This is a genomic window from Pseudomonas sp. AC193 (assembly GCF_979258075.1).
Window position 1 is genome coordinate 1331785 of the sequence record NZ_OZ409832.1, and the last position, 23765, is coordinate 1355549.

A 23765-nucleotide genomic window follows, 5' to 3' on the forward strand; every position below is an offset into this window, starting at 1 on the left:
AGGAATTGTGTTAGCCGTTAGAGTGAGTGCTTCAACACGGTGAGCATAGAGGCGAGTGATGACGCAGTTTTATGATGCGCGGGGCAATATCTACGGTGTGGTTTCGCCGCAAGCCTTGCGCGAGGCGGGCATTGATCTGCCTGCCAGCGCTGCCGAATGCGCATCCTTGCGCCAGTCCTGGACTGAGGCCGCTATCAAACGCTGCTGCGACTGGCCCGATGGCCAGCGCCCAGCCAACAGCAAATCCCACCGCAGCGACGGCCTGCTGATCGGCCCGTTCCAGACCTCGCCGCCGTTCGATGTGCTGATCGTCAACACCGACGGCACCCTCGCCGAGCGCAGTGGCAACGGTTTGACGATTTTCTCCAAAGCGCTGACCGAGCAAGGATTGCTGCGGGAGGAGGGTGCGTTGTTGCGCGTTCATCACGACAAGGGTGACGCGGTGGAAACGTCGGTGAAACCTGCCGAAGTCGAAGGTGTGCAAGGCTTCTGGCTCGATCTCGGTCAAGCGGATTTCGGGCCGTGCGCGGTGGGTGCGCAGGGCGTTGAAAGTGTTGATTTCAATAGCCGGGAGGTCAGCAGAATTCAGCCATTGGCGGCACTTGATCCGACCTGGGAGCACAGCCAATTTGTGCGCATCGGCAATCCACATTGCGTGACGCTGCTTGGCGACAAGTCGGCGTTGCCGAGTAACGAACAGATGCGTGAGTCGCCACTGAATGAAGGCCTGACCCAGATCGCCTACGCCATGCCGACCGGCGCTGGCGACCCGTGCCCGGCGGGCGTCAATCTGCAATGGGCGGCACGCGATTCCGAGCAACGCATCGTCGCGCGCGTCTTCGAACGTGGCGAAGGGCCGACGGCGTCATCAGGCACCAGCGCCAGTGCGGTGGCGTGTGCGGCATGGCGGGTGGGTTGGGTTGAAGCGGGTGAAGTGCAGGTGGTCATGCCCGGCGGCACGGCACCCATTTTGCTGGAAGCAATCGACGGCGAGCAGGTGCGCGTCAGATTGTTTGGTACGGCGCGGTTGATCGGCTGAACTCGAAACCGCCATCGCTGGCAAGCCAGGCTCCCACAGGGTTTTGTGCTGAACACAAACATCATGTCCACCAAAAATCCACTGTAGGAGTGAGCCTGCTCGCGATAGCGGACTACCCTTCAAATCATATGTTGCCTGACACACCGCAATCGCGAGCAGGCTCACTCCTACAGTGGCTCAGATGTGAACACAAACACCAGTCCAAATACATAACCCTGTGGGAGCGAGCCTGCTCGCGAAGGCGTTATGTCAGTCACGTTGATGTTGAATGTGCGGGCCTCTTCGCGAGCAGGCTCGCTCCCACAGTGAATTCAGGGGCACACAAATAATGTGTTCACCCCAAAACCCTGTGGGAGCCTGGCTTGCCAGCGATGGGGCCCGCCAGGACACCTCGTCAGTGCGCCTTGAACAACGTCACCGACACCACCTGCTCACCCTGCACCTCCAACCGCAGCAATGAGCGGGGCGATGGCTCATCCTCGAAACATTCAACAATCACCGCATGCGCCGAACTGGCCTGCAATGCCAGCTGCCGCGCATGTTTCAACAGGCGTTTCACCGCTGCACTGACCGGCATCGGCGCGTGCCCGCCGCGCACTTGCTCACAGAATTCCAACGCGATTTCACGGGGTGTCGGTGCCGGCGGTGATGCCAACCCAGACTCGTCGAACAGCCGATTGAGTTGTTCCGCCGCACTCACCGCCCGCGGAAACCCCGCGAATGCCGAGGCCTGCAACAGCACCTCAGTCATTTCACCGGGGGCCAAACCCGAGGCCAGCCCTGTCTTCAGATGCACACTCAATGGCGGGCCGACCATGCCCGACGCCACAATGGCTGCAAAAGACACCGCTTCGCGCAGGCGCGGATCGAGGCCAGGCCGGGCGTGCAAATGCCCATAGACCACGCCAACCGCCAATTCACCCAGCGCGGGCACGGTGTGAAACAGCGCATCGAGCCGAGCGCCGCCGTCGGGTACAAGTTCGGTAAACGTCTGTCGGCCTTCGTGGTACAGCGAGGCCATGGGTGAGGGGGTGTGGTTCATTGGAAAATCCTCAAGAACATGAGGATGGCGGCTGATCAACTACGCACGAACTTCAGCATGAAGGAGCATCCATCGCAGGGGTTGCCGGCGTCATTGCGACGCCGGTTTCTTCACCTTAGACGAACTCCACCACCGGCATCTGCCGTTTCATCAGCACTTTGCCGGCGCGAATCGAATACAGCGGCAAACCCTGACTGCGGATCACCTCGTAATCACTGTCCGCCGACAGAATCAGCAGGTTCGCCGGACGCCCCTGTTCCAGCCCATAACGCTCGCCCAGATGCATCGCTTTGGCGCTGTTGTCGGTGACCAGATCCAGCGCACTTTGCAGGTTGCGATAACCGAGCATGTGGCAAATGTGCAGACCCGCCTCAAGCACCCGCAGGATGTTGCCGTTGCCCAGCGGATACCACGGATCGACGATGGAATCCTGACCGAAACACACGTTCATCCCGGCTTCAAGCAACTCGTTCACCCGGGTCACGCCACGGCGTTTCGGGAAGTTGTCGAAGCGTCCTTGCAGGTGGATGCTTTCGGTCGGGCAGGAGACAAAACTGATCCCGGAATGCCCGAGCAGACGGAACAGTTTCGCGCAGTAAGCGTTGTCATAAGAACCCATCGCCGTGGTGTGGCTGGCGGTGACGAGAGCGCCCATGTCGCGGCTGCGTGCTTCTTCGGCGAGTACTTCGAGGAAGCGTGAGTGTGGGTCGTCGGTTTCGTCGCAATGCACGTCGACCAGGCAACCGGTGCGCTCGGCCAGATCCATCAGAAACTTCACTGAACTGACGCCTTGATCGCGGGTGTACTCGAAATGCGGAATGCCGCCAACCACGTCTGCGCCCATGCGAATCGACTCTTCCATCAACTCGCGGCCATTGCGGAACGACTCGATGCCTTCCTGTGGGAACGCGACGATTTGCAGGTCGATCAGGTGACGGCTTTCTTCGCGCACTTCGAGCATGGCTTTCAGTGCGGTGAGTTGTGGATCGGTGACGTCGACGTGGGTGCGCACGTGCTGAATACCGTGCGCGGCGAGGGTCTGGATGGTTTTCTTGGCGCGGGTCTTGGTGTCCTCTTCGGTGATGGTGACCTTGCGCTCGCCCCAGCATTCGATGCCTTCGAACAGCGTGCCGCTCATGTTCCAGCGCGGCTCGCCAGCGGTCAGGGTGGCGTCGAGGTGAATGTGCGGTTCGACGAAGGGCGGCACCACCAGATTGCCGCCGGCGTCGAGATCGTCGGGGCCCAGCGTCGGCGCTTCGGTCTGCCGGGCGATGCTGCGGATCAGGCCGTCTTCAAGGTGCAATTCGTGCAAACCTTCTTGGTTGCGCAAACGGGCGTTGATGATGTGCATCAGGCGAATCCTTTTTTATAAGTCTTGTAGTGGCGCGGCCGCGCTGCGAGCGCCGAGCGCGCCGGTGACGATGACATACGTTAACGCGGCAGCGGCGATGCCTACCAGCGGCGCAACCCATGGCGAGCTGAACGCGGCGACGGTGCCGACCGCGTAAGCCCCGAGGCCCGGCCAGTTGAACGCCGGCAACCGTGCGTCGGCCAGGCGTGGATAGTGCCCGCGCCAGCGGTAGAAAAAGTCGGCCATGATCACCCCGCCAATCGGTGGAATCACCGTGCCGAGCAGAATCAGGTAGGGCACGAGCATGTCGTACATACCGAGCAGGGCGAGCAAGGTGCCGATCACCGCGCCGGCCAAGGTCACGGTCTTGCGCCGTCCGGTGCGCAGCAGGTTGCAACCGGCGACGGCGAAGTTGTAGATGGTGTTGTCCTGGGTGCTCCAGATGTTCAGCAGCAGCATGGCCATCGCGGCCATGGCGAAGCCTTGCAACAGCAGCACTTCAACCACGTCCGGCTGTTGATAGACGATGGCGCCATACGCGCCGATCAACACCATCAAGCCGTTGCCGATGAAGAAACCGATCAGACTGGCCAGCACCGCGACACGCGCCGAGCGCGAGAAACGCGTCCAGTTGGTCGCTTGCGTCGCGCCGCTGACGAAGGTGCCGAACACCAAAGTAATCGCCGTCGACCAGTCCAGCGAACCACTTGGCACGACGCTGAGCAATCCTTCGAAACCGCCAACTTTCACCGTGGCGACCCACATCGACAGCATCAGCAGCAACATCATCGCCGGCACCGCGATGTACGACAGAATCTCCAGTCCGCGATAACCGACGTAAGCCGTGGCACAGAACACCAGACCGAACAGCACCATCAAGCCAAGCACCGTGCCTTGATCCAGATCGAAGTATTTGCCGAGCACCACCGCAGCCGTGGCAGTGCCCCAGGCGTACCAGCCGATTTGAGTGAAACCGAGGATCAGGTCGCTGAGTTTGCTGCCGACTTCGCCGAAGCAAAAACGCCCCATCAACACCGAATTGAGGCCACTCTTGAAGGCGATGTAACCCAGACCTGCGGCGTACAAACCGAGCAACAGGTTGCCGACGATGATCACCGCCATCATCTCGCCAAAGCTGAACGCCACGCCGAGTTTGCCGCCGGCAAACATGGTCGCGGTGAAAAACGTGAAGCCCAGTAACACCATCGCCGTAGAGGCCAGGCCTTTGCGCGCGTGCATCGGGACTTCGCTGAGGGGGTAATCGTTGCCGGGATCGTTCTGCGTCATGGGGCGGTCCTTGCTGGAGAGAGGGAGACGCGGGGGAGGGTTGCAGTGGTCGTGCCATGTTCCGGTTGGCGCGGGTTATGTATAGACGAGTCGCGTGGATTAGCGCGAAATCGGTGCACCTGACTTCACCGAAGCCCAATGTGGGAGCGGGCTTGCTCGCGAAAGCGGTGTGTCAGTCAACGAATGCACTGACTGACAGAATGCCTTCGCGAGCAAGCCCGCTCCCACAGGGATTTGTGGTGGGTCAGAGGAAGCGTAATAGGGCGGCGACGATGGCTTCGGGGGCGTCTTCCTGGACGAGGTGGCCGGCGTTGGGAATGGCGTGGAATTGTGATCCCGGGATCATTTGATGTAACGCTCGGCCACGCTCGATGGGAATCCACTGATCGTCTTCGCCCCAGAGAATCTGTACCGGACAACGGATCGTCGGGTACAAACTTTCGGCATCACGGGTATAGCGCTCATCCATCTGCGCAATCTGCCGATAGAACGCCGCTTGCCCGGGATCGCCGAGCCACGGCTCTACGTAAGGCGCGAGTTCGTCGTCGGGAATCGCCCGGTGAATCGCCCCGCGAATGTAGGTCGGCACGACGGCGCGCTGGATGTAATCGGGCAGACCGCTGAACGCTGCCTCATGCTGGCGCACGTGTTGTACGAACGGCGAGCCCCATGGCGTCAGGGCCACCGGATCGATCAGCGTCAGGCTGCGGTAATCCTTGCCATTGAGCAGATGAGTGCGCAGCGCGGTGGCACCGCCAAAGTCATGGGCGACCACGTCGGGATTTTGGATGTTCCAGTGATCGAGCAACTGCGCCAACAACTGGTTTTGCACACCGAGGGAGACATCGGCGTCAGGTTTCGCGGAGCGTCCATAACCGAGCAAATCGAAGTAATACACGCGGTGCGTGGCAAAGAAGTGCGGCGCGATCCGATGCCACACGTAAGACGAGAAAGGTGTGCCATGCACGAACACCAATGGCGGGCCATCGCCACGTACGGCATGGCGCACTGAGTGACCGTTGAAGTCAAAGACCTGATCCAGCAGCCAGTCTGTCATGGGGCTGTCCTCTTCGCGTGTTCAAGCCAATAGCATAATCAATAATCGGCCAATAGGTTGTGCCGCATCTATTAAGTGTCTTTCTCAAAGTTTCGATTGTTTGTTGCATGTTTCCGTAATGGCTTGTAGTGCGTTGTTTTTGGTTTTTTTGTGGGCATGGCGTAGTTTTGTTCTCGTATTTAATTCCAGATCGAATTTTCAACTTCAGTGTTTGTGAAGTTGGGTGAACGGCTGCGTGTCGCTTTTATTTTCGAAGTTATCGCTAAAAAGGATGTTTAAGAATGGCTTCAGAAAGTTTTGTAATCAGTGAATATCAGGAATGGCAAAAGATCGCTGCCCCTTCGGAGGTTGAGAGCATCTTGAACGCCTTTAAAGGCGCCGAACACTACGAGGCCGCGCTCAGGTATCAGGCGGCGGCACTGTTGCAAGAGACATCGGAGGGCATGCTCCAGACCATCAGCCTGTTCCAGGAAACGTTGCTGGCGTTGCAGAGTCAGGAGGAAGTTGCGGGGCTGTCTGATCTTGTGCGTACAGTGGAAAGTTATCGTCAACGTCTGCAAAACACCGTCTTGCTCACTGCCCAGGAGGTGCCGAAACACCTGCATTTTGTCTGGGTGGGCGGCGCAATGTTTGGCGTCAATCAGCGCGACTATTTCAACATCTGGAAAGCCCGGGCCCCGGCAGACTTTACTTTCAGTCTCTGGTACGACCCCGAGGCGTTGATGGCGTTTGATGTCAATCGCACCCTGGTGCAAGCCGCCAAGGCAGACGCCATGCTTTCAGGGGGCGATCAGCCGATTTCCAGTTTTGCCTTGAGTCAGTTGTACGAAGCGCGGTTGGCGGTCTTGCGGCGACAGGCCTTCGATTTCATCCAGCAGGCACAAGTACGCGGGCTGAGCCCCGATGAAGCGCGCATCGAATTTCTGGTCGAAGCATTTGCTCAGGACAAGTCGCAACTGCGGGCGGCGCGAGAGCGCTACTTGCAAAGTCACTTGGACATGGCCGACGAACGTGTGCAGGTACGCAATGCCCGGCAGGCGTTCAGGGAACACTTTCTGTGGTCTGCCTATGACCGTGAAATATCCTTGCGTGGCAACTTTGCGGCGGCTTCCGATGTGGTGCGGCTGCAAGCTGTGCATGGGGAGGGGGGTGTTTACAGTGACCTTGATTACTTGCCGCCGCTGGTCGGAGAAATGGCGGGGGTCTCTGTTGCGAAGTTGGCCAAGGAAGCACGAACCGGTGTCTTGCAACTGTTACTTAACCATAACGACCGGCTGATGCCGGGGCGAGATGAAAGTCGCTATGTGGACTACATAAAATATATACCGGCCGAGCATCTGGAGGCGTTGCAGTTATTTGCAAAAAGTTCGCCAAGCCTTGATCAGGTTTTTTTGCCGGTGACAGGGCAAGCGACCTCCTTGGACATGTTTGGTATGGGCTCGCCCTTCGATGTTGATAATAAAAAACCGCATTTGATGAATGCCTATATTGCTGCGCATCCGCAAGCGCAAATGACCCACGCGACGATGAAGCTGATTCGCTATTACTACGATGTCATTGAAGCAGTGGAACGCGAACTGGACGAAGGTGGCATGAAGTGGGGAGATGACCAAGTATTGGCTATTACTCAGAAGAAGATACGTGAAGTTGAATTTCCCTTTACTGGCGGCGAGGCGCAAAGCCGTATCTGGCACAGTCATGAGGCAGGCATCATCGGTGCCATCGTTGATTACCATCGTGACGGTGTGGTGCCAGGCGCGGGCGGAACAATCAAGTTGACCGGGCCTGGGGTCTTGAATGCAGGAGCGGGTTTTTACGCCGCTGAGCAATACACCGTCGTTGGGGCCTCGAAAGCCGAAGCGATGCAATATCTGCCCAAGGGCTACAACGCAGCAACCGAGGAGGATTCGATCAGCGGATGGCTGGAGCGCGAGGATCCCGGTTCTTCTTTTGTGGCGAACGAACAACAAGCCTGGCGCGACGGCAAATTCAAGGCACGCTACACCGCCAATCTGCAGGAGCTGCTCAATCCGGCGAATACCCTGACCTTCAAGCGTGGCTGGCCGGTGGTTGAGGGCAAACCGGTAATGATCACCGCTATCGTGCAACGGCTGATCAATGAGCTGGGCGAACCCTTTATTCGCGCCATGAGCGACAAGCTCAGTGGCGATGTGGTGTTTGCGGGCAACGCCAGCCTGAGTTTCGATGAGCGTCGTCAAATACGAAGCCAACGGATCGACGACATCCCGGCGTCCGTCGGCGCACAGCACCCGGAAAATCTCAATGAACTGCTGGTGCATCTCGGGCGTGGTTCGCTACCCCTTGAGCAACTGAGCCCGTTGCATCGCGTGGTACTCGGCGGGCTGTTTGCTGCTGAAAGTCTTGATAGCGCAGGGTTTGAACCCGCGTGGCAAGCCGCGCAAGCACTCGCCAGACACAGCGCTGATAGCGGGTTATTCGCGCGTTTTGCTGCCATCGAGAAAACCTTGTCTGAACGTCAGGCCCCGGCCTTCGTAGCGGCGCTGGCGCGTAACGTCAAACGGGGCGAGCAGTCGGCCCGTGAACTCAAGGTACTGGCGCTGTCGCGGTCGTTGACGCTAAGTCATTGGGGCCAATCCATTGCGCAAATCAATGCCACCGCGCAGTGGGAATATCGCACCCGGATCCTCAAGCAGGCAGCGCTCGTGCGCGAGCAGTTTTTCAAGGCGGGCGCGGTCTCTGCGCGGCAAATGCCCCAGGCCTTTCTGGTGCACGCGGCGGGTGATCCCGGCCGCCGTTGTTATCCGCTGGCGTTGCTGATGGCGGCGGCATTCAGCCGTGGTGAGAGCGCCGAACGCGCGCTGATCGGCAGGGTCGCCAACGCCAGTCTGGCGCCAGCGGACGCTGACTCCCGGGCGTTACTGTTGTCGCTCGATGAGCTGCGTGAGGTGCGCATGAGCCACGTCGGCACGTCACTGGGTAGTCACGATTTGCAGGGAGTGATGGCGGCGCTGGAGGCGAAAGCGGCGTCCAGTGTGCTGCTGCTCGACACCGGCAATCATGTGTTGCTGGCGGCCCGAGTGGTGAACGCTGACAGCACGGCCTATCGCTTCTTTGAGCCGAATTTCGCGGTGTATGGTTTCGAGCATGGATCGGCGATGCAACAAGGCATCAAAGAACACCTGCTTCGCGATGGTGGTGAGTTGGCAAGGTTGTATGGTTTGGCGGATGCCGGCGATCTGCGCTTCAACGTGGTTGAGCTGAACACTGCCGCCATTGCCGAGACCGTGTTGCCCTCGAGTCTGCAGGTTGGCAGCTTGCTGGAGAACACTGCGCTCCCGGGGGTTGAGTCGATCAGTGTGTGGGAGAAGCAATCAGCGCTGAGGGCACGCTCGCTGTCGGAAAATGCCCGACTGGGCGAAAGCCTCGCGCAAGTGGATGCACGCTATCTGACGCAAGAGTTCGATCTGGCGACGCGCCAATTGCGCAACGAACATGGGCTGCGCAGCGAATACATGCCGCTTTTGGAAAGCGTGAAAAGCAGCGCCGACGGGCGCTTTTCGCTCACCATGATCGACGCGCGACATCCGGCCAACAGCGTCCACATCAACACCGCCGATGCGCGCTTCTTGAAAGTAAAGAAAGGCGTTCAGCAGTTGGTCGATGCGGTCTCCGGCAATACTGGCGGCCCTGGCGCGGAGGAGGGTGGCAGTCGGCTGAGTTTCGCTTTTGCCATCCAGACCCTGGTGACGCAAATGCGCGACCGCGAACGTCAGCTCGATGCCGGTTCGCTGCCAACGCTGTCCATCGCCCTGCAGGTTCAGGTCTATGTGAGCTATGCGCAACTGGCCTACGGCGTGGTGACAGACACGGTGCAGATGATCAATCTGGTGCGTCAGGTGGCACTCAGCGAACAGGCGTTTATCAAGCAGCAAACCTCGGTGTCGGGTCGGCTGTTGGGGCGTGTTTCGGCGGGTATCGGTATCGGTTTTTCACTGATCAATATCGGCTTCGACATCCATGGCCTGACGGTGGCAAGCAATGATGAAGAACGTTCGCGGCTGACCACGCAACTGGCGTTCAATCTGGCAGCGCTGGGCCTTGATGTGACCGCGTTGGCCGTGGGCGGAACCGTGGGTGCGGCAGCTTCGTTTTTGGCGGTGCCGCTGTTGGGGCTGGGCATCGGTTTCACGGCCATCGCCAGCAACCTTGGACAAATCAGTGACAAGGCGCGAAACGTCGGCAGACATCTGTTGATGATTCACGATGCCTACGGGCTTGAAGGGGTAGAACGTAAGGACGGTGTGCTGAAGTTCGCCGTGGAAGCGGTGATCACCGAACTTGATCTGCAGGCACGTCTGGTCAGGTTCGATAGCCAGCGGTTTTTCCCGTTGGAGCCGCACACCTTGGGTTTGCCTGGCTACAACTCGTCCCCTGAGCATCTGCATCGGGCCATCAATATTCGCGAGGCGATGTCTCGCGCAGGCACGCTCAAATTCGGCAAGACGGATGATCGGGGTATAGAAATCGTCGTTCTGCCCTGTACGCCCCAGTGTTACTACGGGTATGAGTACCAGTTGGGTTCTTCGGGATTCAAGCCGGACGATGATCTTTACCCGCGCGTAAAGGCTTTGCATGAGGCTTACGATGGCGACCTCGAAGGCTATTTCGAAAGCTCTTCAATGACCCTGTATCCGAACATTCTGGACAGTTGGAAAAAACGCCTGGAATTTGCCAGTGACAATGACGAGCAGCGCTTCCAGTTTTTCTCCACCGCACCGTTTGCACACATTCTTTACAAGCTCCTGCCCGTCAACAAACCGACGACCATCACTGTGACGCTGGATGATCAGGCGCGTTACCTGGTCGTCCCTGAATTGCCGAAGGCATGGCACAACCTGCTGAGTTATGAGATCACCGGTCAATCCGGGCTTTATCAACTGACACTGACGCCCGGTGTCATCACGGTTCGATTGAGCAAACCCGGCGGCTTGCATGAAGTCAATTGGTTGATCAGAGCCCCCTGGGCGAGCGAGAAACAGGTCGGTTTTGGCGGTGGGGATCTGATCGTCGGCGGCGTACGGGTCGCCGGCTTCAACGGTTTTCTGCTGCTCAGGGATGGCGAGCTGTTTCAGTTTGATCGCGAGAAAGACACGTGGATGTTGGTGTCGATCACGCTGAGCAAAAGTACCCCCGAGTTCCCAGATGCCAAGCCTGCTGACATGCCCACGGTGTTGGCGCGCCTGCGCACGCTGGCCAAAGCCAATCGACTGGCTGGCCGCTATGTACCCCTGTATCACTTCATCGTGCCGTTCAATCACGACGCCGATGTGCAATACACCACCGCTTACTACGACGTGGCACTGGATCGAGTGCTGTATGTGCGCGACATGCCGGCCGCATTACGCGAAGGAATGGCATTGGGCGGCGTTTCCGGGCAACAGGCGTGGTTCTACCACCCGGATTACGCGACGGTATGGCACGTCGATGCCGCCATGGGCCGCGTCAATCATGCTTATCGCCTGCTGAGTCCGCGCGAAGGCTCGAAGATCATTGGCTGTGAGCAAACCGCTGACGGCAAGCTGCGTGTTCTTCAGGAAATGATCCACGATGAAGACGCGCGCTGCACGCTGGAGTACTTGATCGCCGACAACACCGTCACCTTCGTCCACATCAGCGCTGACTACGCATTCAGGAGCGATACTGCGTGGTTAGGCGGGACGTGGGCGGAGCGGCTCAGTCGGTTGAGGGAGTCTGACCAGCAGTCCGCAGCGTTGGCCGGGGTCGAGGTGCCGCTGAGCATTTGGACATCCGCTCCATTCGTGGGCGTGCGTGGATCCTTGTTGGGCGATCCCGTGATGTCGGGCTGGATACGTCTGAGTGATGACCGTTTTTACGCCAATGACGGTGCGGATGATAAGGCGCCGGTGCAAAAAATCATGCTGATGTGGGATCAGTCGGACAATGAGTCAATGCTTTTTTACGACGTGGCGAAAAGCGCGCTGATACGTGGTTTTTCCAATCCCGCAGGTCCGGATAGCGCGCTTGATCAAACCTTGATAAGCGATGTGGCTGAAGTGACGCAATCGCATGGTCGCTACATCTTGACCAGGGCCGATGGGCAGATGTTCGAGATCGATAAGGACGCTGCGCCGACGTTCATCGGTGTCGGCAAGCGTTGGCTCGACCATCACCCCGACTGGATTTCCGCGCTGCCTGCGCTGGTCATTGAGCACGGCAAACGACCTTTCCCGGTGATTGGCCTGTCGCAGTTCAGCGAACATACCCTGCTGGCCGCGTGGTGTGTCGACGGCAAGCTGTGTGTGAGTCAGGTCAATCCTGGCAAAGAACTGGCGTTGCTCAGTCTGACCCCGGATGGCCAGGCCGTATGGTTTTTCGATACCGAAGCCGGTCAGCTCTATCGTCAGGAATTCAGCAGCGCCGAAACGCTTCGCCAGGCATTTGCCGGGGGTTCGCGGCTGCTGCATCCGGAGCGGTTACCACCGGCGCAAAAAGTCTGGGCCGAGTGGTGTTTTGCCGACGTCGTCAGCGAAGGACAGCGGTTGCGCGGCCGCACCCGCGAAGGCGTCAATCTTGAACTGGTGGATGAGCAGCCAGCGCGGATAGTCAGCGTGGAAAATGCATGGGCTCGTGCCGATCAGAGCGGCTTGTCACTTCAGGCGCGTCTGCACAATTTGCTGGCGGGACACGCCCACGCACCGGTGCTCGCGGTTGAGCACAGTGGCGATCAGTATGCTTACTACCTGGTGGAGCAAGAGCAACTGTTTGTCCTCAAGGGGCGTCCCGACGGTCAGTGGGCGCAGTTCCTGGGGGTGAAAAACGTGTGGCAAACGCTGTTGTTCGATGTGCTGGACAAAGTGTTTTACCGCCGCGATTCGGATAACCGTTTCAATCTTGCGGCCAGTCACGCGGCGCGGGACGGTGAGGTGCTCACGCTGGAAAGCACAATCGATGTCGACGACTTGCAACCGTTGTTGCTTGATGGGGTCGAGACGTTGGTTCTGGCATTCGGTTTGAATGCGCAGACGTTCCGGGTATCGGACGAGGCCTGGCGACGGCTGGACTGTATTGTTATCGATCGCCGGCATGTCTCCGAAGACGCTGCGCCGGGCGAGCATACGCTGCTACTGGAACGGTTCGGCAGCGCGCACTGGCTGGTGTCGGAGGCGCGGGGCAGCCTGTTGCTGGTCGATCCGGACACTGCGCAAACGTTGATTATCCGCGACGTCGAGCCACAGGATGGACAATTGCGGGTGCCGATCTACCTGAGCGTCGCCATTGAGGGGCGCGATCACCGGCTGAATGTCGAGCAACTGCTGAGGACTTTGCAGCAAGTGCAGAGAGCGGGGGAGGTGATCGAGTTGAAGACGCTGATCGACTCACTCAGCGACTAAGTCCGCTGAGCGAATAAAAAGGGTCGTGAGCAGTAATGCTCACGACCCTTTTTTACGTTTATTCGACGCGATAGATGCAGCCGCTGGTGCACGTCTCGTGAATACGGATTGCGCTGAGTTCTGGCAGCAACGGCTTCATTTCATTCCAGATGAATTTGGCCAGTACTTCGCTGGTCGGGTTTTCCAGGCCAGGAATGTCATTCAGGTAGTTGTGATCCAGACGCTCGTACAACGGCTTGAAGATCGCTTTGATTTCCGAGAAATCACGGATCCAGCCAGTGTGCGGATCGAGGTCGCCGCTCAGGTGAAGCGCCACTTTGAACGAGTGACCGTGCAGACGTCCGCACTTGTGGCCGTCCGGGACGTGCGGCAGGCGGTGGGCGGATTCGAAGGTAAACTCTTTGAAGATTTCCACGGTATTTTTGGCTCTGTTCAGATGGCGTTCGCCGCAGCGATTCGGGCAGGCGGCGAGTTTACCAGCTTGTGTTTGGCCGTGCTGACTAAAGGGTCAGCAAGCGCTCGGCGAGGCGACCGTTGGCAGTCAGTTCGAGGAACTCATCGCCCAGACGGCGGCTCTCGTCCATCGCCGCGTGCCAGTATTTCTGCCGGCTCGGTGCGTCACCCATGAAGCGTTTGAAGTCGTTACGATCGGGCAGTTTGCCGTAGGGCAGACGCGCCAGATATTCCTTCGACGGCGCGAGCAGCAGCACGTCCTGCAAGCGCTGCACCGAGGCTTTGCGCCACGGCAGGGTCTTGTCGAACCAGCCCGGAATCACCCGGTCGGTGAAGTGCGGATAAAGCACGATGCCGTCACCGCTATAGGGCAGGTCGAGGTGATAGTCGAGCAGACCGCCGTCGCGGAAGGTGCCAGCCCCGGCGCCCGGCAGGTCGCGCACGCCTTCCATGACCATCGGGATCGACCCCGAGGCCAGCAGCGCCTGACGTAAGTTACCGGCATTCAGGGCGACGAAGCGCGACGGGAAATCGTCGAGCGCATTCACCGGCGGGGCGAGGCGCGGATCGTGGATGATCAGCCGTTCGAAGTGCCGCGACAGTCGCGCACGACCGCGCAGGTTGTCGGCGATCACCGAACCCAGCGCCAGACCGAGGCGACCGCGATGGTCATCAGCGAGACGGCCCTGGCTTTTCACCACCATGATGTTCAAGCGGTAATGCGCGTTGTCGAGGATGCTCGCGTCGCGGCCATCAAGCAGGTCATTGAGCATGCGCTGCGAGCTCTGACTGATCTCGGCCATGGTCACGCCTTTGTTGAAATTCTGCTCGGCGTAGAGCTCGCCGAGGCGGCGGATGCCTGCGGCGGCGTCCGGCAGGCAAGCGCTGGCGAAGCGCCAGGAACCGACCGAGGCGCCAATCAGCGAACGCTCACGCGGCGCACTCGGCAGCCATTCACCGAACAGCGCCAGATCCAGCCCCTGAATCCCCAACGCCTTCGGCCCACCGGCCGCACCGGGCAGGGTGCCGACGTCAGCGGCGTTCAGACCCTGCGCGCGAATCCGCGCCATGGCCCGTGGGCCGGCCTTGAGGGTGAGGGCGGGGAACTTGATGTGGATGGCGGTCATACCGGTCTCGATCGTTAGCAAGCGAACAATTATAAGCACATGTTACAGAATCCTGTAGGAGCTGCCGAAGGCTGCGATCTTTTGATCCTGTCTTTTAAAAACAAGATCAACAGATCGCAGCCTGCGGCAGCTCCTACAGGAAATTTTTGGGCATGAGGAATGATGGCAATTCAGTTTCAGTTAAGTTCATCTGGTTAAGGTGCCGACCGTGAGCAATACATAAAAAATACGGAGACACCCTTTTGAAAACCCTGACTGCCCTGTCCATTTGCGCGATCATCGGCTTCACTGCCAGCATCGCCCACGCCCGCGATCTGGGCCCGGATGAAGCCCTGCGCCTGCGCGACGCTGGTACTATCGTTTCCTTCGAGAAGCTCAACGCAACCGCGCTGGCCAAACATCCGGGCTCGACGATCACCGAAACCGAGCTGGAAGAAGAGTACGGCAAGTACATCTACCAGGTCGAAATGCGTGATCCGCAGGGTCTCGATTGGGATCTGGAATTAGACGCGGTGACCGGGCAGGTTCTCAAGGATCATCAGGATACGTAATGAAGCTTAATGTTCGCGCCACCAGCCGCACGGCGCTGGCGCTGGTAGTTTTTTGCTCGGCGGCGATGGCCCGCGACCTCGATCAGGACGAAGCGCTGAACCTGCGTCGCCAGGGCGTCATCCTGCCGCTGGAGCAAGTGCTGCAGCAGGCAATGGATCGTTATCCGGGCGCCAAACTGCTGGAAGTCGAGCTGGAAGAGAAACACGACGTCTACATTTATGAGGTCGAGTTGCTTACCGTCGAGGGTGTCGCCCGTGAGCTGCACCTTAAGGCCGAAACCGGTGAATTAGTGAAAGACAAGGAAGATTGATCGATGCGTTTGCTTTTGGTGGAAGACCACGTACCGCTGGCCGACGAATTGCTCGCCGGTCTGCAACGCCAAGGCTACGCAGTCGATTGGCTGGCGGACGGCCGTGATGCGCTGTATCAGGGCAGCAGCGAGCCGTACGACCTGATCATCCTCGACCTCGGTCTGCCCGGTGTGCCGGGGCTTGAGGTGCTGGCGCAGTGGCGCGCGGGCGGTCTGGCGATTCCGGTGCTGATCCTCACCGCGCGTGATTCCTGGGCCGAACGCATTGAAGGCCTGAAGGCCGGCGCCGACGATTACCTGACCAAACCGTTTCACCCCGAAGAGCTGTTTCTGCGCATACAGTCGCTGCTGCGCCGCTCCAAGGGCCAGTCCAATCAGGCGACGTTGCAAGCCGCCGGCCTGCATCTGGACGAGGGCCGTCAGTGCGTGGTGCGCGACGGCACCGACATTCAACTGACCGCCGCCGAGTTTCGTCTGCTGCGCTATTTCATGCTGCACCCCGAGCAAATCCTTTCCAAAAGCCACCTCGCCGAACACCTCTACGACGGTGAAACCGAGCGCGATTCCAACGTCCTCGAAGTCCACGTCAATCACCTGCGCCGCAAGCTCGGCAAAAGCGTGATCGAAACCCGTCGCGGCCAGGGTTACCTGTTCGGCGGGCAGGCTTCATGAGGTCAATCCAGCGCCGCTTGAGCCTGGGTTTGATCAGCGTGATGGTGATCGTCGGTCTGGTGCTGGCGCAAACCAGTTTGTGGTTGTTCGAAGTGGGTTTGCAGCGCTACCTCGAAGCCGGCCTGCGCGACGACAGTGAAACTCTGCTGGTGGCGCTGGTGCGCGGCCCCATGGGGTTGCAGCTGGATGAGCGGCACTTGTCGCCGGCGTATCAGCGACCGTTTTCCGGGCATTACTTCCGCATCGATTTTGCCGACAGCCACTGGCGTTCGCGCTCGCTGTGGGATCAGGATCTGCCGCTGCTGGATCAGCCCGGTCTGCACAGCAACTTGCAACTGGGCCCGGACGGTCAACGCTTGTTGGTGCTGCGTTCGGACTATCGGCGTCTGGGTCAATCGATTTCGATCAGCGTTGCGCAGGATTACACGCCGGTCAGCGACAGCTTTCAGCGCATGCGCCAGATTGGCCTCGGTCTGGGGTTGGCGGCGTTGCTGCTGATTCTGTTTTTGCAGCGACTCACGGTGCGCCGCGCACTGAAGCCGCTGGAAAAGGCTCGCGAGCAGATCGCGCAATTGCAGCAGGGCCAGCGTTCACAACTGGATGATCAAGTGCCGGTGGAACTGGAACCGCTGGTGGCGCAGATCAACCATTTGCTTGCGCACACCGAGGACAGTCTCAAGCGTTCGCGTAATGCGCTGGGCAATCTCGGGCATGCGTTGAAAACGCCGTTGGCGGTGCTGTTGAGCCTGGCGTCGAGCGAGAAACTCGATGCCCATCCCGAGCTGCGCAAGATTCTTCTCGAACAACTGGAACAGGTGCAGCAACGGCTCAACCGTGAACTGAATCGTGCACGATTGTCTGGCGATGCGTTGCCGGGTGCGTTGTTTGATTGCGATGCCGAACTGCCGGGGTTGCTGGCGACGCTGAACATGATTCATGGCGAGCATCTGGCGTTGAGTTATGTCGCGCCGACGGGATTGCAGTTGCCGTGGGATCGTGAGGATTTGCTGGAGCTGCTGGGCAATCTGCTCGACAACGCCTGCAAGTGGGCGGATGCCGAGGTGCGTTTGAGCGTGGTCGAAACGGCTGAGGGATTTGCCCTGAGCGTGGAAGATGACGGGCCGGGGATCCCAGAAGAACAGCGCGCGCAGGTGTTCAGTCGGGGGACGCGGCTGGATGAGCAGACGCATGGGCATGGGTTGGGACTGGGGATTGTGCGCGATATTGTTGATACGTGGGGCGGGACGCTGATGTTGATGGAAAGCGAGTGGGGCGGGCTGAAAGTGTTGATTGAACTGCCTCGGCGGTGAGGCTTTCAGAAGCCCCTCACCCTAACCCTCTCCCGGAGGGAGAGGGGACTGACCGAGTTGGATGGCCGAGATACGCCGACTTGGGATATCGAGTTGAACTCAGGTTTTGAAAAGCACATAGATCGGCTCCCTTTCCCCTCTACCCCTTGGGGGAGAGGGCTGGGGTGAGGGGGAAAGGATTTACCTGACACCCCCAAAATTCCGGGTCACACCCGAAACTGATCCATCAAACTCTGTTGCTGATTCGCCAGGCTGTTCAGCGACTGACTCACTCGCGCCGACTCATTCGCCTGGCCCGACAACGACTCCGTCACATCGCGAATCGTCGCCACGTTGTTGTTGATCTCTTCCGCCACAGCGCTCTGTTCTTCAGCGGCGCTGGCGATTTGCAGGTTCATGTCGCTGATCACCGTCACCGCGTCGCCGATCTGGCGCAGCGCAGTCACCGCTTGGCCAACCTGTTCAACACTGCCCTGCGCCTGACGATGGCTGTTGCCCATCGAACCGACCACTTCCTGCGTCCCGGTCTGCAGTTGTTCAATCACCTGACGGGTTTCTTCCACCGACTCCTGTGTGCGGCGTGCGAGGTTGCGCACTTCATCGGCGACCACGGCAAAACCACGTCCGGCTTCACCGGCACGCGCCGCTTCAATCGCGGCGTTGAGGGCCAGCAGGTTGGTCTGCTCGGCGATGGCGCGGATGGTTTCCAGCACGGCGCCGATTTTCTCGCTGTTCGCGGCAAGGCCCTCGACCTGCACCATCGCCGCGCTCATGTCGGCGGCGAGGGTGTCGATGCTCGCGGTGGTGCGGTCGATCACGGTGAGGCCCTGACGGGTGGCGCGGTCAGCGTCCTTGGCGGCTTCGGCGGCTTGCGCAGCACTGCGCGCGACGTCTTGTGCGGTGGCGCTCATTTCGTGGGACGCGGTGGCGACCTGATCGACCTGACGGTATTGCTGCTCCATGCCGGCGCTGGTTTGCGTGGCGATGGCCGAGGACTGATCGGCCGTGTCGCGAGCGTCCTGCACCGAGCGTTTGACGTCGGCAATGATCGGCTGCAGCTTGTCGAGGAAGCGGTTGAACCAACCGGCCAATTGACCGAGTTCGTCCTTCTTGTCGTAGGCCAGACGGCGGGTCAGATCGCCTTCACCGCTGGCGATGTCCTCGAGCATGTGCGCCACACCGAGGATCGGTTTGGTCACGCTGCGCGCCATCAGCCACACCAGCAGCAGGCCGATCAGCGCGGCGAGCACGCCGAGACTCAGCTCAATCAACGTGCCTGAGGTGTTGCTCGCGTCCAGTTGTTGCTTGAGCGCTTCGGCGCGGCTGACCAGAACTTTTTCCGGCACATCAAGCAGCACGCCCCACGACGGGCCACCGGGAATCGGTTGGAATGGCGAGAGCACTTTCAACTGGCCGTTGCTGTGCAGGCTGGTGACGTTGCTGTTCGAGGCCAACAGACGCAGCAGCTCAGTTCCGCTGGTTTTGTCCACCGCATCCAGACGCTGGCTGAGTTTGCCGGCATCCGGGCTGTAACCGGCGAGCAGGCCGGCGGGGCTGATGATGCTCACGGCGGTCTGGCCGTCATAGAGCTTCTTGCTCGCGATCTGGCTGGTCGCTTGCAGGCTGTTGAGGTTGATGTCGACCGACAGGGAGGCGATGACTTTGCCGTCGACTGTCAGCGGGAACACGATGCTGGTCATCAGCACGTTGTGGCCGTCGATCACGTAGAAGTACGGTTCGATCACGCAAGGTTTCAGCGTGGTGCGCGGGCAGGTGAACCAGGCGTTCGCCGCTTGGCCGGAGGGGCCGGTGCTGGTGTCGGCCATGTCGCTTTCCGGCAGCGCCATCGAGGTCACCTTGCCAGGCGTTGGTTGCGACCAGTACAGGGCGAAGCGGCCCTTGTCGTTGCTGCCCAGTTCGGCCTGGTTGGCGAATAGTTCGTCCTTGCCGTCCAGTGCATTGGCTTCGAACACCAGCGACAGACCCAGCAGATCCGGGTTGGCTTGTAGCGCGGATTTGACCTGACGGGTCATGTCTTCGCGCAAGTCGAAGGCGTCGAGGAAGCGTTTTTCGGCCTGTTCACGCAAGAACAACACCTGACGCGAGAACCCGTGGCCGTATTGATAGGCGTCCATGAATTGTTGGCGAATGCCCGCCGATTGCACTTCGCCCTGGGACTCGATGCGCGCCTGCGCCGACTCGGTGAGCATTTCCATGCTCGAAGCTTTCACCAGTGCGGAACTGTGCTCCATGCGATACAGCGAAAGACCCACCAACAGGGTCACGATACCGGCCAGGCACAGGCCGGCGAGCAGGGTGATTTTCCATTGGATGGAAAGTTGTCTGAGCGACATGGAGACGTCCTTATTCGATAAATATCTGCGACTTTGCACTGTAACGGCCGCAAATCGGCTTTCTTTATCCCTGAAACACAATATGACTAATTGCCACAGGCCATGGCTGAAACACCTTTTTGGGGCAAACACAAAACCTGTGGTGAGGGGATTTATCCCCGTTCGGCTGCGAAGCAGTCGCAAAACCTGCAAATGCGCTGTGTCTGTAAGAATGCAGGGGGCGGCTTCGCCACCCATCGGGGATAAATCCCCTCACCACAAAGTTGTGCCTGGCCCCGGATATTGATCGTTCCCACGCTCCGCGTGGGAATGCAGCCCGGGACGCTCCGCGTCCCAAAGCGGACGCAGAGCGTCCATTGATGCGTTCCCACGCAGAGCGTGGGGACGATCAGAGGGTTGTGAGTAGCCTTCGATGTTTTGACACCGCCGCCACTCTGCGGCACAGTGCGCGCCCTTCTAATAAGACCCTCTTTGCAAATCCGCCGGTTTAGCGTTGGCGGACTCATTCTGTCTGGCGGTCGATTGTCCACCGCAGTGTTTTTTGAGGTAGTGAAATGAATGCAGTCATAGCGGCGGTCGGCGTCATGCTGATTCTCAGCCTGTCGCGCGTGCACGTGGTGATCGCTTTGATCGTCGGCGCGCTGGTCGGCGGCCTGACCGGTGGTTTGGGTATCGACGCCACGCTCAAGGCGTTCAACAGCGGCTTGGGCGGCGGCGCGACCGTGGCGTTGTCCTACGCATTGCTCGGCGCTTTCGCCGTGGCGATTGCCAAGTCGGGCCTGGCCCACGCGCTGGCCGACAAGGCACTGGCGATGGTTGATCGCCAACATGCGACTGGCGGGGGCAGCGTCAAATGGCTGCTGATCGGCCTGTTGTGGGTGGTTGCGATTGCCTCGCAGAACATTCTGCCGATCCACATCGCGTTTATTCCGCTGCTGGTGCCACCGCTTTTATATGTACTGACCAAGCTGCAACTCGACCGCCGCTTGATCGCCTGCGTCATGACCTTTGGTCTGATCACCCCGTACATGTTCCTGCCTGTCGGTTTCGGCAACATCTTCCTCAATGAAATCCTGCTGGCCAACGTCGCGCGCAGCGGCGTCGACATCAGCGGCATCAATGTCACCCACGCCATGGGCATTCCGGCGTTGGGCATGGTCTTCGGTCTGGCGATGGCGTTTTTCAGCTACCGCAAGAAGCGCGTGTATGACCTGAAGAAAATCGAGCAAGTCGAGCAAGTGGCGGTGCAGTACAACCCGCTGAGCCTGATGATTGCCGGCGTGGCGATTGCCGCAGCGTTCATCGTGCAACTGCTGTTGGACTCGATGATTATCGGTGCGCTGGTTGGCTTCCTGATCTTCTCGGTGTCGGGCATTGTGAAGTGGCGCGAGACCGACGACCTGTTCACCGAAGGCATGAAGATGATGGCGATGATCGGCTTCATCATGATCGCCGCGTCCGGCTTTGCCGAAGTGATGAAGGCCACCGGCGAAGTGCAGACGCTGGTCGAGTCGTCGGCGTCGTGGATCAACCACAGCAAAGGCGTTGGCGCGCTGCTGATGTTGCTGGTGGGCTTGCTGGTGACCATGGGCATCGGTTCGTCGTTTTCTACCGTGCCGATTCTGGCGGCGATTTTTGTGCCGCTGTGCGTGCAACTGGGCTTCAGCCCGCTGGCGATCGTGTGCATTGTCGGCACGGCGGGCGCATTGGGCGATGCTGGTTCGCCGGCGTCGGATTCGACCTTGGGCCCGACCTCCGGTTTGAACATCGACGGCCAGCATCACCACATCTGGGACACGGTGGTGCCGACGTTCCTGCACTACAACCTGCCGCTGCTGGCGTTCGGCTGGGTGGCCGCGATGGTTCTCTAAGCACCATAAATCCCAACTGTGGGAGCGGGCTTGCTCGCGAAGGCGTCCTGTCAGTCACCGTCATTGTTAACTGACACAGCGCATTCGCGAGCAAGCCCGCCCCACAGGGGGAATGGGGTGAGCCTCACGATTCAACTTTTGCTTTTGCGTGCCGTTAAAGCCTTTAACCACGCCAATAAAACCAAAAGAGTGAGCCCCCCAATGCGCCTGAGCCTCAAGGCCAAAGTCCTGTCCCTCGCCGTCCTGCCGGTGTTGCTCTTTGCGCTGGTCATCAGCCTGACCACGCTGTTCATCCTTCAGCAACAGGCGCACAACGAGGTCGAGCAGACCCGCGAGCGCTTGCTCGGCGACGCCAAAGCCACTCTGCAAAGTTACGTCGCCGTGGCCATGACCACGATCAAACCGCTGTACGACGCTGCCGCCCCCGGCGATGACGCGGCGCGCGCGCAGGCGATCAAACTGCTCTCGGGCATTCGCTACGGCAAGGACGGCTACTTCTTCGGGTACGACTCCGAGACCGTGCGCCTGTTCAAGGCCAACGATCCGGAAGGCGTGGGCAAAAGCTTCAAGGACAACCGCGACCCGAACGGCGTTTACGTCAACCAGGGCCTGGTGAAAGTGGCGAAGGACGGCACGCACTATCTGCAATACAGCTCGCCGCTGCCAGGCAACGCGCAAGTGCTGGTGCCGAAACTCGGGTACACCGAATACCTGGCGAAGTGGGACATGGCGGTCGGTACCTCGGTCAACCTCGACGGCATCGAAGCGCAAGTGGCGCTGGTGCAAACGCAAGTGCAGGAACGCATGCAAGGCGTGGTGCTGAGCATCGTCGGCGTTGCGGTGGTGGTGCTGTTGGTGATCGCGGCGGCGGGCATGTTGCTGGCCAATACCATTTTGCGTCCGCTGACGCTGATGAAGGCGAATCTCGATGACATCGCGGCGGGCGAGGGCGATCTGACCCGTCGTCTGAACATCACCAGTCAGGACGAACTCGGCGAACTGGCCGGCTCGTTCAACCGCTTCGTCGACAAGATTCACGGACTGGTGCGGCAGATCACCGAGATGACCACGCAACTCACCGGGCTGGTGACGCAAGTCTCGGATCAGGCGCAGCGCTCGGATCAGGCGATGGAGCGCCAGCGTCACGAGACCGATCAGGTGGCAACGGCGATCAACGAAATGTCCGCCGCCGCGCAGGAAGTGGCGAAGAGCGCGCAGAACGCCGCCGTCGCTGCCCAGCAGACTGACGAAGAAGGCCAGAGCGCCAAACGCGTGGTGGCGGGCAGCATCAAACAGATTCATGCGTTGGTCGATGACATCCGCAGCAGCGGCGTGTCGCTGGACAGCTTGCAGCAGGACGTGAGCTCGATTGTCGGCGTGCTCGGGGTGATTCGTTCGATTGCCGAGCAGACCAACCTGCTCGCACTGAACGCGGCGATCGAAGCGGCGCGGGCTGGCGAGGCCGGGCGTGGGTTTGCGGTGGTGGCGGATGAAGTGCGCGCGCTGGCCAGTCGCACGCAAATCAGCACCCAGGAAATTCAGGGGATGATTGATCGCCTGCAGGCGGGGACGCAGTCGGCGGTGGAAGCGATGCGCCGATCCAGTGAAGCGGGCGACGGTACGTCGGCGCAGGCCAATCAGGCCGGGGCTTCGCTGGACACGATGGCGTCGTTGATTGCGACGATCAACTCGATGAACGCGCAGATTGCCAGCGCGGCGGAAGAGCAGACGGCGGTGGCGGAAGAGATCAATCGCAGCGTGCATCAGATTGCGGTAGCGGTGGACAGCGTGGCGGATGAGACGCAATTGGGGGCGCAGACTTCGCGTAGTTTGGCGGATCTTGGTCAGCGGCTTGGCAAGCTCGTTGGCCAGTTTCGTATCTGACGTTTTACGCAGCCCACTGTAGGAGCTGCCGAAGGCTGCGATCTTTTGATTGTGTTTTTAAA

The 23765-nt window shown here is 59.7% G+C and carries 15 protein-coding genes and 2 pseudogenes; 9 read left to right on the forward strand and 8 right to left on the reverse strand.

The window, feature by feature from the left end:
* Positions 1–58: 58 nt before the first annotated feature.
* Positions 59–1039: a diaminopimelate epimerase gene (locus tag ACZZ0D_RS06265; RefSeq protein ID WP_463552702.1), complete on the forward strand. Its 981-nt coding sequence runs from the start codon at positions 59–61 to the stop codon at positions 1037–1039.
* Between the two features lie 394 nt (positions 1040–1433).
* Here ACZZ0D_RS06265 and ACZZ0D_RS06270 read toward each other — a convergent pair whose 3' ends face one another.
* The 4 genes from ACZZ0D_RS06270 to ACZZ0D_RS06285 form a co-directional block, all read right to left on the reverse strand.
* Positions 1434–2081, reverse strand: a complete 648-nt coding sequence (locus tag ACZZ0D_RS06270) for a carboxymuconolactone decarboxylase family protein (protein WP_463552703.1) — start codon at positions 2079–2081, stop codon at positions 1434–1436.
* Between the two features lie 115 nt (positions 2082–2196).
* Positions 2197–3432 (reverse strand): cytosine deaminase, encoded by a 1236-nt coding sequence (gene codA / locus ACZZ0D_RS06275; RefSeq protein ID WP_053121942.1) that lies wholly within the window; start codon positions 3430–3432, stop codon positions 2197–2199.
* 15 nt (positions 3433–3447) lie between these two features.
* Positions 3448–4719 (reverse strand): cytosine permease, encoded by a 1272-nt coding sequence (codB, locus tag ACZZ0D_RS06280; protein ID WP_463552704.1) that lies wholly within the window; start codon positions 4717–4719, stop codon positions 3448–3450.
* Positions 4720–4963: 244 nt separating this feature from the next.
* On the reverse strand, positions 4964–5776 hold the full coding sequence (locus ACZZ0D_RS06285) for an alpha/beta fold hydrolase (RefSeq protein ID WP_463552705.1): 813 nt from the start codon (positions 5774–5776) through the stop codon (positions 4964–4966).
* Positions 5777–6135: 359 nt separating this feature from the next.
* Here ACZZ0D_RS06285 and ACZZ0D_RS06290 point away from each other — a divergent pair, with 359 nt between their 5' ends.
* Positions 6136–13170 carry a TcdA/TcdB pore-forming domain-containing protein gene (locus ACZZ0D_RS06290; RefSeq protein ID WP_463552706.1) on the forward strand — a complete coding sequence of 2345 codons (7035 nt, stop codon included), beginning with the start codon at positions 6136–6138 and terminating at the stop codon, positions 13168–13170.
* Positions 13171–13228: 58 nt separating this feature from the next.
* Here ACZZ0D_RS06290 and queD read toward each other — a convergent pair whose 3' ends face one another.
* Both queD and ACZZ0D_RS06300 read right to left on the reverse strand, forming a co-directional pair.
* Positions 13229–13585 (reverse strand): 6-carboxytetrahydropterin synthase QueD, encoded by a 357-nt coding sequence (gene queD, locus ACZZ0D_RS06295; protein WP_463552707.1) that lies wholly within the window; start codon positions 13583–13585, stop codon positions 13229–13231.
* An 85-nt stretch (positions 13586–13670) separates the two neighbouring features.
* The gene (locus ACZZ0D_RS06300; RefSeq protein ID WP_401239710.1) at positions 13671–14750 is read right to left on the reverse strand and encodes a patatin-like phospholipase family protein; all 1080 of its coding nucleotides are present in this window, start codon (positions 14748–14750) and stop codon (positions 13671–13673) included.
* A gap of 242 nt (positions 14751–14992) precedes the next feature.
* On the opposite strand from ACZZ0D_RS06300, the gene ACZZ0D_RS06305 reads away from it, so the two are divergent.
* The 4 genes from ACZZ0D_RS06305 to ACZZ0D_RS06320 are packed head-to-tail and all read left to right on the forward strand — an operon-like array spanning position 14993 to position 17594.
* Entirely contained in the window at positions 14993–15301 is a 309-nt protein-coding gene (locus tag ACZZ0D_RS06305; RefSeq protein ID WP_463552708.1) for a PepSY domain-containing protein, read from the forward strand.
* Positions 15301–15612: a PepSY domain-containing protein gene (locus ACZZ0D_RS06310; RefSeq protein ID WP_053121930.1), complete on the forward strand. Its 312-nt coding sequence runs from the start codon at positions 15301–15303 to the stop codon at positions 15610–15612. Before ACZZ0D_RS06305 ends, ACZZ0D_RS06310 begins: the two co-directional genes overlap by 1 nt.
* A 3-nt stretch (positions 15613–15615) precedes the next feature.
* Entirely contained in the window at positions 15616–16284 is a 669-nt protein-coding gene (locus tag ACZZ0D_RS06315; protein ID WP_053121928.1) for a response regulator transcription factor, read from the forward strand.
* Complete coding sequence (locus tag ACZZ0D_RS06320) at positions 16281–17594, forward strand: sensor histidine kinase (RefSeq protein ID WP_463552709.1); 1314 nt, start codon at positions 16281–16283, stop codon at positions 17592–17594. Before ACZZ0D_RS06315 ends, ACZZ0D_RS06320 begins: the two co-directional genes overlap by 4 nt.
* Positions 17595–17800: 206 nt before the next feature.
* On the opposite strand, the gene ACZZ0D_RS06325 is transcribed toward ACZZ0D_RS06320, so the two are convergent.
* Together ACZZ0D_RS06325 and ACZZ0D_RS06330 are read right to left on the reverse strand one after the other, a co-directional pair.
* A complete protein-coding gene (locus tag ACZZ0D_RS06325) occupies positions 17801–18556 on the reverse strand; it encodes a methyl-accepting chemotaxis protein (protein WP_371926052.1) in 756 nt (251 codons plus the stop codon).
* A 102-nt stretch (positions 18557–18658) separates the two neighbouring features.
* A pseudogene (locus tag ACZZ0D_RS06330) lies at positions 18659–20185 on the reverse strand (PDC sensor domain-containing protein); the annotation flags it as partial.
* 317 nt (positions 20186–20502) lie between these two features.
* Between ACZZ0D_RS06330 and ACZZ0D_RS06335 the strand changes: the two are divergent.
* From ACZZ0D_RS06335 to ACZZ0D_RS06345, 3 genes and pseudogenes are all read left to right on the forward strand, one after another.
* Positions 20503–21819, forward strand: coding sequence for a Na+/H+ antiporter family protein (locus ACZZ0D_RS06335; RefSeq protein ID WP_463552710.1), 1317 nt, complete (start codon positions 20503–20505; stop codon positions 21817–21819).
* Between the two features lie 201 nt (positions 21820–22020).
* Positions 22021–22845: pseudogene (locus tag ACZZ0D_RS06340) on the forward strand (cache domain-containing protein); the annotation flags it as partial.
* A 102-nt stretch (positions 22846–22947) separates the two neighbouring features.
* Positions 22948–23703 carry a methyl-accepting chemotaxis protein gene (locus ACZZ0D_RS06345; protein ID WP_463554765.1) on the forward strand — a complete coding sequence of 252 codons (756 nt, stop codon included), beginning with the start codon at positions 22948–22950 and terminating at the stop codon, positions 23701–23703.
* The last annotated feature ends 62 nt before the right edge of the window (positions 23704–23765 follow it).

Bases quoted from the DNA above. Each gene is read 5' to 3' on its own strand.
- ACZZ0D_RS06265 (WP_463552702.1), top strand. From the start codon at position 59: ATGACGCAGTTTTATGATGCGCGGGGCAATATCTACGGTGTGGTTTCG.
- ACZZ0D_RS06270 (WP_463552703.1), bottom strand. From the start codon at position 2,081: ATGAACCACACCCCCTCACCCATGGCCTCGCTGTACCACGAAGGCCGA.
- codA (WP_053121942.1), bottom strand. From the start codon at position 3,432: ATGCACATCATCAACGCCCGTTTGCGCAACCAAGAAGGTTTGCACGAA.
- codB (WP_463552704.1), bottom strand. From the start codon at position 4,719: ATGACGCAGAACGATCCCGGCAACGATTACCCCCTCAGCGAAGTCCCG.
- ACZZ0D_RS06285 (WP_463552705.1), bottom strand. From the start codon at position 5,776: ATGACAGACTGGCTGCTGGATCAGGTCTTTGACTTCAACGGTCACTCA.
- ACZZ0D_RS06300 (WP_401239710.1), bottom strand. From the start codon at position 14,750: ATGACCGCCATCCACATCAAGTTCCCCGCCCTCACCCTCAAGGCCGGC.
- ACZZ0D_RS06310 (WP_053121930.1), top strand. From the start codon at position 15,301: ATGAAGCTTAATGTTCGCGCCACCAGCCGCACGGCGCTGGCGCTGGTA.
- ACZZ0D_RS06315 (WP_053121928.1), top strand. From the start codon at position 15,616: ATGCGTTTGCTTTTGGTGGAAGACCACGTACCGCTGGCCGACGAATTG.
- ACZZ0D_RS06320 (WP_463552709.1), top strand. From the start codon at position 16,281: ATGAGGTCAATCCAGCGCCGCTTGAGCCTGGGTTTGATCAGCGTGATG.
- ACZZ0D_RS06325 (WP_371926052.1), bottom strand. From the start codon at position 18,556: ATGGAGCAGCAATACCGTCAGGTCGATCAGGTCGCCACCGCGTCCCAC.
- ACZZ0D_RS06335 (WP_463552710.1), top strand. From the start codon at position 20,503: ATGAATGCAGTCATAGCGGCGGTCGGCGTCATGCTGATTCTCAGCCTG.
- ACZZ0D_RS06345 (WP_463554765.1), top strand. From the start codon at position 22,948: ATGGAGCGCCAGCGTCACGAGACCGATCAGGTGGCAACGGCGATCAAC.